16 protein-coding genes are annotated in these 12,592 nt (G+C 70.5%); 9 read left to right on the forward strand and 7 right to left on the reverse strand.

Annotated elements, in window-relative coordinates:
* Nucleotides 1-68: 68 nt before the first annotated feature.
* The 8 genes from QTH86_RS12840 (at nucleotide 69) to QTH86_RS12875 (ending at nucleotide 6,867) form a co-directional block, all read left to right on the forward strand.
* Complete coding sequence (locus tag QTH86_RS12840) at nucleotides 69-467, forward strand: tautomerase family protein (RefSeq protein WP_286644310.1); 399 nt, start codon at nucleotides 69-71, stop codon at nucleotides 465-467.
* A 63-nt stretch (nucleotides 468-530) separates the two neighbouring features.
* Nucleotides 531-1,880, forward strand: a complete 1,350-nt coding sequence (locus QTH86_RS12845; protein WP_286644309.1) for a tetratricopeptide repeat protein — start codon at nucleotides 531-533, stop codon at nucleotides 1,878-1,880.
* A gap of 48 nt (nucleotides 1,881-1,928) precedes the next feature.
* Entirely contained in the window at nucleotides 1,929-2,624 is a 696-nt protein-coding gene (locus QTH86_RS12850; RefSeq protein ID WP_286644308.1) for a phosphoribosyltransferase, read from the forward strand.
* A gap of 132 nt (nucleotides 2,625-2,756) precedes the next feature.
* A complete protein-coding gene (locus QTH86_RS12855; RefSeq protein ID WP_286644307.1) occupies nucleotides 2,757-3,875 on the forward strand; it encodes an ABC transporter substrate-binding protein in 1,119 nt (372 codons plus the stop codon).
* Nucleotides 3,875-4,555 (forward strand): isochorismatase family protein, encoded by a 681-nt coding sequence (locus QTH86_RS12860; RefSeq protein WP_286644306.1) that lies wholly within the window; start codon nucleotides 3,875-3,877, stop codon nucleotides 4,553-4,555. The genes QTH86_RS12855 and QTH86_RS12860 overlap by 1 nt, the downstream gene beginning before the upstream one ends.
* Nucleotides 4,552-5,316 (forward strand): ABC transporter permease, encoded by a 765-nt coding sequence (locus QTH86_RS12865; RefSeq protein ID WP_286644305.1) that lies wholly within the window; start codon nucleotides 4,552-4,554, stop codon nucleotides 5,314-5,316. Before QTH86_RS12860 ends, QTH86_RS12865 begins: the two co-directional genes overlap by 4 nt.
* A gap of 5 nt (nucleotides 5,317-5,321) precedes the next feature.
* On the forward strand, nucleotides 5,322-6,161 hold the full coding sequence (locus tag QTH86_RS12870) for an ABC transporter ATP-binding protein (protein WP_286644304.1): 840 nt from the start codon (nucleotides 5,322-5,324) through the stop codon (nucleotides 6,159-6,161).
* Nucleotides 6,133-6,867, forward strand: a complete 735-nt coding sequence (locus QTH86_RS12875) for a GntR family transcriptional regulator (RefSeq protein ID WP_286644303.1) — start codon at nucleotides 6,133-6,135, stop codon at nucleotides 6,865-6,867. The genes QTH86_RS12870 and QTH86_RS12875 overlap by 29 nt, the downstream gene beginning before the upstream one ends.
* A 217-nt stretch (nucleotides 6,868-7,084) precedes the next feature.
* On the opposite strand, the gene QTH86_RS12880 is transcribed toward QTH86_RS12875, so the two are convergent.
* Entirely contained in the window at nucleotides 7,085-7,768 is a 684-nt protein-coding gene (locus QTH86_RS12880; protein WP_286644302.1) for a histidine phosphatase family protein, read from the reverse strand.
* Between the two features lie 59 nt (nucleotides 7,769-7,827).
* Here QTH86_RS12880 and QTH86_RS12885 point away from each other — a divergent pair, with 59 nt between their 5' ends.
* Nucleotides 7,828-8,535, forward strand: coding sequence for an alpha/beta fold hydrolase (locus QTH86_RS12885; RefSeq protein ID WP_286644301.1), 708 nt, complete (start codon nucleotides 7,828-7,830; stop codon nucleotides 8,533-8,535).
* 2 nt (nucleotides 8,536-8,537) lie between these two features.
* Here QTH86_RS12885 and QTH86_RS12890 read toward each other — a convergent pair whose 3' ends face one another.
* The 6 genes from QTH86_RS12890 to QTH86_RS12915 form a co-directional block, all read right to left on the reverse strand.
* Nucleotides 8,538-8,783, reverse strand: a complete 246-nt coding sequence (locus QTH86_RS12890; RefSeq protein ID WP_286644300.1) for a hypothetical protein — start codon at nucleotides 8,781-8,783, stop codon at nucleotides 8,538-8,540.
* A gap of 160 nt (nucleotides 8,784-8,943) precedes the next feature.
* Nucleotides 8,944-9,684: a 5-oxoprolinase subunit PxpA gene (gene pxpA, locus QTH86_RS12895; protein WP_286644299.1), complete on the reverse strand. Its 741-nt coding sequence runs from the start codon at nucleotides 9,682-9,684 to the stop codon at nucleotides 8,944-8,946.
* Between the two features lie 4 nt (nucleotides 9,685-9,688).
* The gene (locus QTH86_RS12900; protein WP_286644298.1) at nucleotides 9,689-10,741 is read right to left on the reverse strand and encodes a 5-oxoprolinase subunit C family protein; all 1,053 of its coding nucleotides are present in this window, start codon (nucleotides 10,739-10,741) and stop codon (nucleotides 9,689-9,691) included.
* Nucleotides 10,738-11,388: a 5-oxoprolinase subunit PxpB gene (pxpB, locus tag QTH86_RS12905; RefSeq protein ID WP_286644297.1), complete on the reverse strand. Its 651-nt coding sequence runs from the start codon at nucleotides 11,386-11,388 to the stop codon at nucleotides 10,738-10,740. Before pxpB ends, QTH86_RS12900 begins: the two co-directional genes overlap by 4 nt.
* Nucleotides 11,385-11,885 carry a pantetheine-phosphate adenylyltransferase gene (gene coaD, locus QTH86_RS12910; protein WP_286644296.1) on the reverse strand — a complete coding sequence of 167 codons (501 nt, stop codon included), beginning with the start codon at nucleotides 11,883-11,885 and terminating at the stop codon, nucleotides 11,385-11,387. The genes pxpB and coaD overlap by 4 nt, the downstream gene beginning before the upstream one ends.
* 39 nt (nucleotides 11,886-11,924) lie before the next feature.
* Complete coding sequence (locus QTH86_RS12915; protein ID WP_286644295.1) at nucleotides 11,925-12,587, reverse strand: RsmD family RNA methyltransferase; 663 nt, start codon at nucleotides 12,585-12,587, stop codon at nucleotides 11,925-11,927.
* Nucleotides 12,588-12,592 lie beyond the last annotated feature (5 nt).

Consider the following 12,592-nt stretch of genomic DNA (forward strand, 5'->3'; position numbering starts at 1 on the left):
TCCCGCTTTTCCGATGGCGTTCAACGACGAAGAATCACCCTCATTCATTCGCCATCCCAGGAGCCGCCATGCCACACATCGTCCTTCACCTCTCCGGCGCACCCGATGCCACCCGGACCCGCCAGGCGGTCGATGCCGTGGTGCGTCTGACGCAGTCGGTGCTCGACAAGAAGCTGCCGGTGATCGCCGTCGCGGTGCAGCACATCGCCGCCGACCAGTGGTTCATCGGCGGCGAGACGCTGGCCTCGCTCGGCCGCAGCGCCTTCCAGCTCGACATCAGCATCACCGACGAGACCAACACCAAGGCCGAGAAGGCGCGCTACTTGCGGGAGGTGCACGCGGCCATGGCGGCGCTGCTGCCCGACCTGCACGAGGTGTCGTACGTCCACGTGATCGACGCGCGGGCTGCCGCCTATGGCTATGGCGGGCTGACGCAGGAGCACCGCCACCAGCAGGCCGGCGTGTAGCGTCGACGGGCGCGGCGAGAGCGTGGCACCATGGCAGGAGCCACTACCTTCGAGGACCTTTCTGTGAGCGCAGCGCCCCGCCCCTTGACCGACATCCTCGGCAACGCCGTCACGCTCGATGAGCCCGCTAGCCTGACGGCGGTCGACGACTTCGTCGGCGGCTTCATCGCCTGCGAGGCGCGCGCCGCGAACGTGCTCCAGGCCGCCGAAGACACCAGCCCGCTGGTGCAGGCCTGCTGCGCCGCGCTGCACATGTTCGCCGAATCGCGCGAGGGTGCACCGAACGCGCGGCCCTTCATCGCCCGCGCAAAAGAGGGCGCGTCACGTGGGACGGCACGCGAGCAGCGCTTCATCGCGGCCGTCGCCGCCTGGATCGACGGCGACATCGACGGCGCGATCGCCTTGCACGAAGAACAGGCGCAGGCGCATCCGCGTGACCTGGTGTCGGTGAAGCTCGGCCAGTACCACTGCTTCAACCGCGGCGACGGGCCCGGCATGCTGCGGCTCGCCCTGGCCGCCCTGCCGCACGCGGCCGATGTACCCTACCTGCACGGCATGGCGGCCTTCGGCCACGAGCAGTGCCACCGCATGCGCGAGGCCGAGGCCAGCGCGCGACGCGCCATCGCGATGTGCCGCAAGGAACCCTGGGCGCACCATGCGCTGGGCCATGTCATGCTGACCGAAGGCCGACTGTCGGAGGGCCTGGATTTCCTGCGCAGCGTGAGCGACACCTGGACCGGCCTCAACTCCTTCATGGTCACGCACAACTGGTGGCACGTGGCGCTGTTCCTCATCGACCTGGGCCACGAGGCCGAAGCGCTGGCCGTGTACGACCGCGAAGTCTGGGGCGTGGTGCCCGACTACACGCAGGACCAGATCGGCGCCGTGTCGCTGTTGGCGCGCTTCGAGCTGGCCGGCATCGACGTCGGCGCGCGCTGGCAGGACGTGGCGCAGCGTCTGATCACCCGACTGGACGACCATGTGCTGCCCTTTCTCGACCTGCAGTACCTCTATGGCCTGGCGCGTGCCGGCCGGCCGGAAGCCGACGTGCTGCTGCAGCGCATCGAGGCCTTTGCCCCGACGGCGCCCGCCGGGGCACGCGATGCGTGGGTGCGCGTCTGCGTCCCGGCCGCACACGGGCTGCTGGCCCATGCGCGCGGCGACATGGACGGCGCCATCGCCGGGCTGGGCCTGGCCCTGCCGCGCCTCATCGAGATCGGCGGCAGCCATGCGCAGCGCGACCTGTTCGAGCAGGTCCACCTCGACGCACTGGTGCGTCGCGGCTCCGAGCGCACGCTGGGCGCGGCGCAGGGCCTGCTGCAGCAGCAGGTCAACGGCCAGCCCGAATCGCGGCGGCTCAAGCGCCAGCTCGACCGCGTGTACGCCGGCCTGCGCCTGCCGGCCGCGAACTGACGCGTACCATCCGACGCCGCGCCAGTCCCGCCCTTTCCGTTCAAGTCCATGACCCCGCACTACACCGAAGCGACCACCGCCTACTGGCAGCAGTTGATCGAGCCCGATCAGGTCGCCCACCCCGCGGCGCCCTGGCGCTACGGTTATCCCGCTCGCCTGCCCGATGGCCGCGTGCTGATGCTGCCGATCCGCCAGCTCGCGAGCGAGCCGACGCAGGCGGTCGCCTCGCTGATCTGCAACCAGGCCTCGCTCGAGGTCATCGAGACGCTGGGCCGCATGCTGGCCGACAAGCTGGCGCCGCTGAAGCCCGACGTGGTCATCGGCATCCCGACGCTGGGCCTGACCTTCGCGCCCGTGGTCGCCCGCCACCTGGGCCACACGCGCTACGTGCCGATGGGCTATTCGCGCAAGTTCTGGTACGACGAGGCGCTCTCGGGCGCCGTGCAGTCCATCACCACGCCCACGGCCGGCAAGCGCGTCTACCTCGACCCGAACCTGCTGCCGCTGGTGCAGGGCAAGCGCGTGGTGCTGGTCGACGACGCGGTCAGCAGCGGCAGCACGCTGAAGGCGCCGTGGACGCTGATCGAGTCGCTCCGTGCCGAGGTGCTGGCCTGCGGCGTGGCGATGCTGCAGGGCGAGCGCTGGCAGCAGACGCTGGGCGCCGAACGCGCCGCGCGCCTGATCGGCGTGTTCCACAGCCCGCTGCTGCAGGCAGTGCCCGAGGGCTGGGTCGAGCGCGCCTGACCGACCGGCGACTCGCCGGCTTGGTACGCAACCTGCTTACGGCAGGGCATCACGTTAGCGTATCTGGTTTCGTATACGTTTTGGTGCATCGCGGGGCCTGCGCGCGATGGGCCGCCGCATTCTGGAGTTTTCATGCACCCCATCCGTTCGTCCGCCCTGCCCGCCACCCTGTCGCGCCGTCGCCTCCTGCAGGCGGCGGGTGCCACCGCCGCCTGCAGCCTGATCGCCGCGCCGGCCTTCGCGCAGACGCGCGCCATCAGCCTCACGCTGCCCTGGGTGGTGAACGGCTCCAACTACTGGCCGATGGTCGGCAAGGAACTGGGCTACTTCAAGAAGCGCGGCATCGACCTGACCGTCTCGCGCGGCAACGGCTCGGTGGCGGCCGCCCAGGCCGTGGCCAACAAGCAGTTCGACCTGGGCGTGGTCTTCTTCGGCGGCACGCTGGTGAACATGGCGCGCGGCCTGCCGCTGCAGGCGCTGGCCACCGTCGGCTATGACGCGCTGATGGGCAACCTGGTGCTGGAAGATTCGCCGATCCGCGGCCCGAAGGACTTCGAAGGCAAGCGCGTCGGCACCGTCGCCACCTCGGCCGAATCGCCCTACTGGACCGCCTACGCGGCCAAGACCGGCATCGACCTGACCAAGGTCACGCGGCAGCAGCTCGACGCCCGCCTGATCGAGCGCGCGCTGATGGACAAGCAGGTCGACGCGATCACCGCCATCGGTTCGTCGAGCATCCCGGTGCTCGACTCGCTGGGCGTGAAGACGCGCTTCATCCCGTGGGCCAATGCAGGCGTGCAGCTGTACGCCGCGCAAGTCATCGCCCGCCGCGAGACCATCGATGCCGACGCCGGCCTGTGCCAGGCGATGGTCGACGGCATCCTCGAATCGGTCGTCTACACGCTGAAGAACCCGCAGGCGTCGCTCGAGATCCTCTACAAGGCGCAGCCCGAGATCGCGATGGCCAAGGGCGGCAAGGAAAACGCCGTCATCTCCCAGGGCCTGGCGCAGGCCACCATGGTCGCGCCCGAAGCCATGCAGAACGGCATGGGCTACAGCAGCATCCCGACGCTGGCCAGCATGATTTCGCTGGCCGCCAAGGCCGGCGCGCTCACCGCCGACGCCAAGCCGCTGCGCCCCGAAGACCTGGCAACCAACCGCTTCGTCGGCAAGATCAAGCTGAGCGCCGCCGAGTGGGACGCCATCAAGAAGAACGTCGCGCCGTACAACAAGATGCTCGGAATCGCCTGATGCCTTTCGTGATTCCGGCGCGGCCCGAGCCCTTGACGGCCGAGCCGGCGCAGACCGCCCTGGTCGTCATCGACATGCAGAACGGCTACCTGTCGAAGGGCGGCTACCTCGACCTGGCCGGCTTCGACGTGTCGGGCTCGCCGCCGGTGATCGCGCGTGCGGCACGCGTGCTGCAGGCAGCGCGCCGTGCCGGCCTGTTGGTGGTGCACGCGCAGAACGGCTGGAGCGAGAGCCTGGCCGAGGCCGGTCCGCCCACCTCGCCGATGTGGCACAAGTCGAACCCGCTGAAGTACATGCGCGCCAACCCGGGCGCCCAGTTGCTGATCCGCGGCACCTGGGACCACGCCATCGTCGCCGAACTGACGCCGCTGCCGCACGAGCCCGTCGTGCACAAGCCGCGCTACAGCGCCTTCGCCGGCACCAACCTCGAGATGCTGCTGCGTGCGCACGGCATCACGACGCTGGTGTTCGTGGGCGTCAACACCAACGTGTGCGTCGAGACCGCCGTGCGCGACGCCTTCCACCGCGAGTTCTTCGCCGTGATGGTGGCCGACGCCACGCTGCAGGCCGGCTCGCAGGCGGTGTTCGACGTGAGCGTGTTCAACATCGAGAAGTTCTTCGGCTGGACCAGCAGCACCGACGAGATGGTCGCGCTGCTCGACGGCCTGGCCACCCCATGAGCATCGCCCCCGACAGCCCGATCCGCCGCGTCGGCCTGCCCCTGGCCTTCGCCCTCGGCACGCTGCTGCTGTGGGAAGCGGTGGTGCGTGCCTTCGGCATCCGCGAGGTGCTGCTGCCCACGCCCAGTGCCATCGGCCTGCGCCTGGTCGAGACCTTTCCGCTGCTGATGCAGCACGCCTGGCCTACCGTGTGGGAAAGCGTGGCGGGCTTCGCCATCGCGTCCGTGCTGGGCGTCGCGCTGGCGGCGCTGCTGAGCGCCTCGGGCCTGATGCGCCAGATGCTCTACCCGAACGTCGTGCTGTTCCAGCTGATCCCGAAGATCGCGCTGGCGCCGCTCTTCATCGTGTGGCTGGGCATCGGCTTCCAGTCGCGGCTGACCTTCTCGGTCTTCATCAGCTTCTTCCCGGTCGTCATCGCCGCATTGGCTGGATTGGACAACGTCGACAAGTCGCTGCTGCGCCTGTGCCGCGCGCTCACCGCCTCGAGCTGGCAGGTGTTCGCCTCGGTGCGGCTGCCGCACGCCCTGCCCTATGTCTTCAGCGGCATGAAGATCGCGACGACCTTCGCCATCATCGGCGTGATCGTGGGCGAGTTCATCACCTCGCAGGCCGGGCTCGGCTACCTGATTCTCTTCGCCTCCTCGCAGGCCGACACCTCGCTGATCCTCGCCGCCATCGTCGTGCTGTGCGCCTTCGGGCTGCTGTTCTACGGCGCGGTCGCGTGGCTCGAACGCTGGACCCAGAAAGCCTTCGGCGAATGAACGCGATGACCGACACCCGCCGCACCTGGCTGCAACCGACGAGCGTCGCGGCCGATCGCGACGCCAGCTACATCTCCGTCCAGGCGGCCCGCAAGACCTACACCACGCGCAACGGCGACGTGCATGCGGTGGAGCGCGCCGACTTCGACATCGCCGAGGGCGACTTCGTCAGCCTGGTCGGCCCGAGCGGCTGCGGCAAGAGCACGCTGATGTCGATGATCGGCGGGCTCGAGACGCCGACCACCGGCCGCATCACCGTCGGCGGCACGCCCATCACGGCGCCGCGACGCGACTTCGGCTATGTCTTCCAGGACGCGACGCTGCTGCCGTGGAAGACGGTGTTCGACAACGTGCTGTTCCCCATCCGCACGCAGAAGCGTCCGGTCGCCGACTACCTGGGCGAAGCCGAGCGCTTGCTGAAGCTCACTGACCTCTGGGCCTTCCGCGACAAGCGGCCGGCCGAGCTGTCGGGCGGCATGCGCCAGCGCGTGGCGATCTGCCGCGGGCTCATCAACGACCCGCGCCTCCTGATGATGGACGAGCCCTTCTCCGCGCTCGACGCCATCACGCGCGACGACATGAACCTGATGCTCGCGCAGCTCTGGGACCAGGTGCACAAGACCGCGATCTTCATCACGCACAGCATCCGCGAAGCGGTGTACCTGTCGGACCGCGTGCTGGTGATGAACGCGCGGCCCTCGCGCATCGTCGCCGACATCCGCGTGCCCTTTCCGCGGCCGCGCCGCGCCGAGATGCAGGAAGACCCGCTGTTCAACGAGATCTGCGGCTTCGTGCGCGACACGATCCACGAAGGCCATGCCCGTCGTCAAGACACCGCCATCTGAAGCCCCGGCCGTGGCCGAATCGCCGCTGCAGGCGTTGGTGCGCGCGCGCCTCGGCGAGGCCGGCGGCCGGCTGTCGACCGACGACATCGTGCATCTGCTGCAGCAGGCCATCGTGCGCGGCCTCTTCGCGCCGGGCCAGGCACTGCGGCAGGACGAGCTGGCGACGCTGTTCCACGTCAGCAAGATCCCGGTGCGCGAGGCGCTGCGCACGCTGGAGGCCAACGGCTTCGTCGAGCTGCTGCTCAACCGCGGCGCGCTGGTCAAGGCGCTCACGCTGGGCCAGCTGCGCGACGCCTTCGAGCTGCGCATGATGGTCGAGCCGCACCTGATGCGCACCGCCGCGCCGCTGCTGACCGACGCCGACCTCGACGAGGCCGAGCGCCTGATCGCCGCCATGGACGACGCTGGCCACGCCTGGGCCTTCAGCGAACTCAACGGCCGCTTCCACGACCTGCTCTACCGCGCGGCGGACAAGCCGCTGTCCAAGCAGATCCTCGCGATGCTGCAGGGCCACATCCAGCGCATGTCCTTCATGCAGCTGTCGCTGGCCGGCTTCAACCGCAGCTCGAACGAAGACCACCGGCTGATCGTCGCGGCCTGCCGGCGCGGCGATGCCGAGGCGGCGGCGCAGGCCGTGGCCGCGCATGTCGAAGGCGTGAAGGACATCGTGCTCGACCTGTACGCGCGGCACCACGCGGACTGGTGAGGCCCACCCCCGAAGCTGCGCACTGCGTGTCGCCGCCCTGCGCTCGCAGCCAGAGGCTGCGGCCCTTCAGGCCGTCCAAGTCTGCGCAGGCAGACTTGGAGCCGCGGCCTTCAGCCCCTCAAGGGGGCGCACCCGGCGGCCCGGCAAAGCCGGTTCCGCGGGTGCCCTGGCAGTTGGGCGCGCCGGTTTCATCGGCTGCGGGCGGCGCGCGGCCGTCCTACTTCAAGTGCCGGCGCTGGTCGTAGTTCGGCTGCGCCGGCAGGTCGGCCAGGTGCCGGGCGTCGGCCCAGTCGAGCACCTCGATCTGCGACGGATTGGAAGCGTCGGCGAGGCGGATGCGGTTGATGCCGGCGTTCGGGATGTCGCTCTGCCGCGGCCCGTTGAGGCCGAGCCCGCGCGCGGTGCGCCAGACCATGTCGAGCACGCCGCCGTGCGTCACCACCAGCAGCCGCTGCCCCGTGTGCGCGGTGGCCAGCGCGCCGAGCGCGGCGAGGATGCGCGCGTGGAACTGCAGCGGCGACTCGCCCTCGGGCATGGCGTGGTCTTCGCGGAACTCCAGCCACTGCTCCCAGGCGCGCGGATGCAGCGCGCGGATCTCCTCGGCCTTCATGCCCTCCACCACGCCGAAGTGCTGCTCGCGCAGCGCCGCCTGCGTGACGATGGGCAAGGCCAGCTGCTGCGCGGCGGGCGTGGCCGTCTGCTGCGCGCGCATCAGGTCGCTGCTGTAGACCCGGTCGACCGCCTCCCCCGCCAGCCGCAGGCCGAGCCGGCGCGCCTGCTCGTGGCCGGTGTCGTTGAGCGGGATGTCGACGTGGCCCTGGAAGCGCAGCTCGCGGTTCCAGTCGGTTTCGCCGTGGCGGATGAGGATGAATTCGGTGGGAACGGAGGGGGATGTGGTCATGGCTGGCACCGATTGTCCCCGCATCGACCGCGCTGCAGTCCATGCAACACAATGGCGCCATGTCCCGACTTGTCCTCTTGCCCGGCCTCGCCTGCGACGAGCGCCTCTGGCAGGCCCAGCGGCCTGCGCTGCCTCCCCACCTCGACGTCCGCGTGGCCGACGTGCATGCGCGGCACGACTGCATCGAAGGCATGGCCGCGGCGGTGCTGGCCGAGAACGACGGCCCGCTGATCCTCTGCGGCGCGTCGCTGGGCGGCATGATCGCGATGGAGGCCGCGCGCCAGGCGCCGGAGCGCATCGTCGGCCTCGCGCTGCTGGGCACCAACGCGCGGCCGGAAACGCCCGAGATGTTCCAGCTGCGCGAGTCGGCCATCGAGCTCTTCGAACGCGGCGAGGCGCGCGACGTGATCGAGTTCAACGCCGCTTTCGCCTTCCATCCGGCGCAGGCGGCCGACAAGGCGCTGATGCGGCGCTATGTGGAGATGGTGCTGCACGGCGGCGCCGCGCAGCTCATCCGCCAGAACCGCGCGGTGATGCAGCGGCCCGACGCGCGCCGGCACCTGCCGCAGGTCCGCTGTCCGGTGCTGGTGCTGTGCGGCGATGCCGACCGGCTGACGCCGCCCGACTGCAGCAGCGAGATCGCGGCGCTGGTGCCGCACGCCAGGCTGCGGTGGATCGAACGCGCCGGCCACATGCTCACGATGGAGCAGCCCGCCGCGGTGAACGCAGCCCTGGTCGACTGGCTGCGCGAGCTGCAGCCCGTCTGAATTCATGGGTCGTGGTGCAGCCGGCCCACGCCGCGCGGCCCATTGCGCCCGGTGAGCCCGCGCAGGGCGACGAAGCCCGCCAGCAGCGCGTCGGCATAGCTCGCATAGCCCTGCTCGGCGCTCTGCATCACGGTGTAGTTGGCGAAGACACTCTGCTCGCCGGTGCCTTCGAGGATGACCCAGCCGAAGCTGCGGTCGGGCAGCTCGCGCACGCTCAGCGCGAGGTCTCGCAATTCGAGATGACCCATGTGACGACTCCCTGTCCGATTTTTATGGCGCCCTTTTAGCCGCTGGGTGCGGGGCCACCAAGGACAAAGGTCACGCTCGCGCGTGGCGCTTGTCCAGGATCGGGAACAAGAAGGCCCGCGGGTGCGCGGGCGAGAAAAAGCCGCGCAGGCGGCTTCGAACTCAGGCCGTTGCCATGACGGCAATGCCTTCGCGCTCGAGCGTCGAGCGGATGCGCCGCGCGAAGGCCAGCGCGTGCGCGCCGTCGCCGTGCAGGCACACGGACTGCGCGTTGACCGCGACCACGCTGCCGTCGATGGCCGTGACGCGGTGGTCGCGCACCAGCGACAGCGTCTGCGCCAGCGACTGTTCCTCGTCCTCGATCAGCGCGCCCGGCTGGCTGCGCGGCACCAGGCTGCCGTCGGGCATGTAGCCGCGATCGGCGAAGACCTCTTCCACCGGCTTCAGGCCAACGCGTTCGGCGGCGCTGATCATGCCGCTGCCGGCCAGCCCGAAGAAGCGCAGGCCGGGGTCGAAACGGCGCACCGCATCGACGATCGCGGCGGCCAGCTCGGGCTCCTTCACCGCCTGGTTGTAGAGCGCACCGTGCGGCTTGACGTGCGCCAGCGTGCCACCCTCGGCCTTGACGATCGCGGCCAGTGCGCCGATCTGGTAGAGCACGCCGGCCACGATCTCCTCGGGCGGCAGATGCATGGTGCTGCGGCCGAAGTTCGCGCGGTCGGGAAAGCTCGGGTGCGCGCCGATGGCGACGTGGTTGTCGATGGCCCAGCGCACGCACTGGCGCATGGTGCTGGCGTCGCCCGCATGCCAGCCGCAAGCGATGTTGGCCGAGCTCACCAGCTTGAGCAATTCTTCGTCGCTGCCGGCGCCTTCGCCGAGGTCGGCGTTCAAGTCGATCTGCATGGGGTCACTCCTTCGTGGGGGCTCCGTCGGATGGTTCGACCGCTGGCTGCGCCGCCGTGGGCGGCACGGGCCAGCCGCTCGCGGCCAGGCCCTGGGTCATTTGCATCAGGTGGCGTTGTTGCAAGGTCCAGGCCTGCAGCGCCTCGGCCGCGTCGACCTGCACCAGCCGTAGCATGCCGCCGAGCGGCGCCTGGGCGAGCTTCCAGAGATCGGCCCGGATCACCACGCCGATGCGCGGGTAGCCGCCGGTCGTCTGCGCGTCGCCCATCAGGATGATCGGCTGACCGGACGGCGGCACCTGGATCGTGCCGGGGATGACGCCCGACGACAGCATGTCGCCGGCGCGCTTGCGCTCGAGCACCGGGCCTTCGAGCCGGCTGCCCATGCGGTTGCTCTGCGGCGTCACGCGCCAGGGCTCGCGCCACAGCGCCGCCAGCGAGGCCGGGGTGAACAGGCCGGCCTCGGGGCCCGGCATCACGCGCAGCGGGATCGCCTCGCCAAACTCGCGGTCGTCGATCACCCAGTCGGGCGGGCGCACGCCGAAGCGGCGCCGCGCGAGTTGCGCGCTGTTGAGGGTCGGCGCCCCGAGCGGCAGCCGGTCGCCCTTCTTCAGCGCACGGCCGGCCAGGCCGCCGAAGCCGGCCTTCAGGTCGGTGCTGCGCGAGCCGAGCACCGGCGGCACGTCGATGCCGCCCGCCACCGCCAGCCAGGTGCGCAGGCCCTTCTTGCCCGCCGCGACGTTGGCGCCGGCCAGCTTCAGGGTCTGGCCGGCCTGCACCGGCACGCTCCAGCACGGCCAGATCGGCACGCCGTCGAGCTGGGCGCCGAAGTCGTCGCCCGCCAGCGCGATGCGGGTGGCGGTGTCGAAGCGCAGTTCGCAACCGCCCATGGTCAGTTCGAGGCCTGCGGCTTCGTCAGGGTTGCCGACCAGGCGGTTGGCCATGGTGAGGGCGAGCGTGTCGAGCGCGCCACCGGGGCAGATGCCGCTCTGGCGGTGGCCGTGGCGGCCCAGGTCCTGGACCGAGGCGAGCATGCCGGGCTTGAGGACGGCGATCATGTCTGCACGCTTTCGACGACGAAGCGCACGCGGTCGCCCGGCCGCAAGAGGGTCGGCTCCGCGGCGGCGGGGTCGAACATCTCGAGCGGCGTGCGGCCGATGAGTTGCCAGCCGCCGGGCGAGACCAGCGGATAGACGCCGGTCTGCGCACCGCCGATGCCGACCGAGCGCGCCGGCACCGCGACGCGGGGCTCGGCGCGACGCGGCGTGGCCAGTTCGGGCGCCAGCCCGCCCATGAAGGCGAAGCCGGGCAGGAAGCCCAGCAGGTAGACCACGTACTCGCCCGCGGCATGGCGGCGCACCACTTCAGCGGGCGTGAAGCCGGTGTGCACCGCGACGTCGGCCAGGTCGGGACCGTGCTCGCCACCATAGGCCACGGGGATCTCGATGGTGCGGCCTTCGATGGCCGTCGCCGCCAGTTGCGGCCAGGCCGCGAGCACCTGCATCTCGAGCTCGGCGGCATCGATGCGGGCCGGGTCGAACATCAAGGTGAGGTTGTTCATGCCCGGCAGGGCTTCCTGCACGGCGGGCCACTGCAGGGCCTCGTTGGCGAGCGCCCAGATCTGCTGCTGCTGGGCGAGCGTGGCGGGCGGCGGCAGCTCGCAGAGCAGTGCGGCGTCGCCCAGGGAATGGAGTCGGGGCGTCATTCGCGGCCGAGGCTGCGCACCTTGGCGACGAGCTTGTCCTGCACGAAGGGCGAGACGAACTTGTCGACCTCGCCGCCGAGCATGGCGATCTCCCGGACGAAGGTGCTGGAGATGAACTGGTACTTGTCGCTGGGCGTGAGGAACACCGTCTCGACGTCGGGCATCAGCGAGCGGTTCATGCCGGCCAGCTGGAACTCGTAATCGAAGTCGGTCACGGCGCGCAGGCCCCGCACCATCGCCTTGCCGCCGCGTGCCACGACGAAGTCGCGCAGCAGGCCGGAAAAGCTTTCGACCACCACCTGGTCGCTGTAGGGCGCCACGGCTTCGCGCGCCATCTCGATGCGCTCCTGCAGGGAGAACAGCGTCTTCTTGTGGTGGCCCGCCGCGACCGCGACGACGACCTTCGAGAAGAGCTGGGTGGCGCGCCGCACCACGTCTTCGTGGCCCAGCGTCATGGGATCGAATGTGCCGGGATAGACCGCGATCACGCTGGACATAGGTACTCCTTGTCGGCCGCAGCGGCCGGGGTCGGCGGATTATGCAGGGGCATGTGCGGGGTCCGCAGGCGCAGCGGCGAGGGGCCGCAGCAGATGCGCGTGCACGGCGCCGGCCTTCAGGTGGCGGAAGGCGGCCAGACCGAAGGCGGCGAGCTCGTCGTCGGCCCAGCGGCGCGGCGCCTCGAGGTAGACCGCGCCGTCGGGATGCAGCGCGCGCGCGGCCGCACGCAGTGCGGGCTCGTACAGCGCCGGGCTCTCGAAGGGCGGGTCGAGCAGCACCAGTTGCAAGCTGCCGGCCGGCACGCGCTCCAGCGCGGTCACCCCGTTGCCGCGCTCGATGCGCACCGCGTCGGCCGACAGCTTGGCCTTGGCCTTCTGCAGCTGCGCGATCAGATCGGCGTCCTGCTCGCACAGCAGCACCGAGGCGGCGCCGCGCGAGGCGGCTTCCAGGCCCAGCGCCCCCGTGCCGGCGAAGGCGTCGAGGCAGTGCCAGCCCGGCAGCTCGCCGCCGCCCGCGCCGGCCAGGCTGGCGAGCCAGTTGAACAGCGTCTCGCGCACGCGGTCGGGCGTGGGGCGCAGACCCGGCTTGTCGGCCACGGCCAGGCGGGTGCGCTTCCATTGGCCGCCGATGATGCGGACTTCGTGGGGGCGCTTGTCGTGTTGCGGCACCTTGGCAGGTGTCTTGGTGGGAACCTTCTTCATGGGCC

The organism is Variovorax sp. J2L1-78 (assembly GCF_030317205.1).
Lineage (GTDB): Bacteria > Pseudomonadota > Gammaproteobacteria > Burkholderiales > Burkholderiaceae_C > Variovorax > Variovorax arabinosiphilus.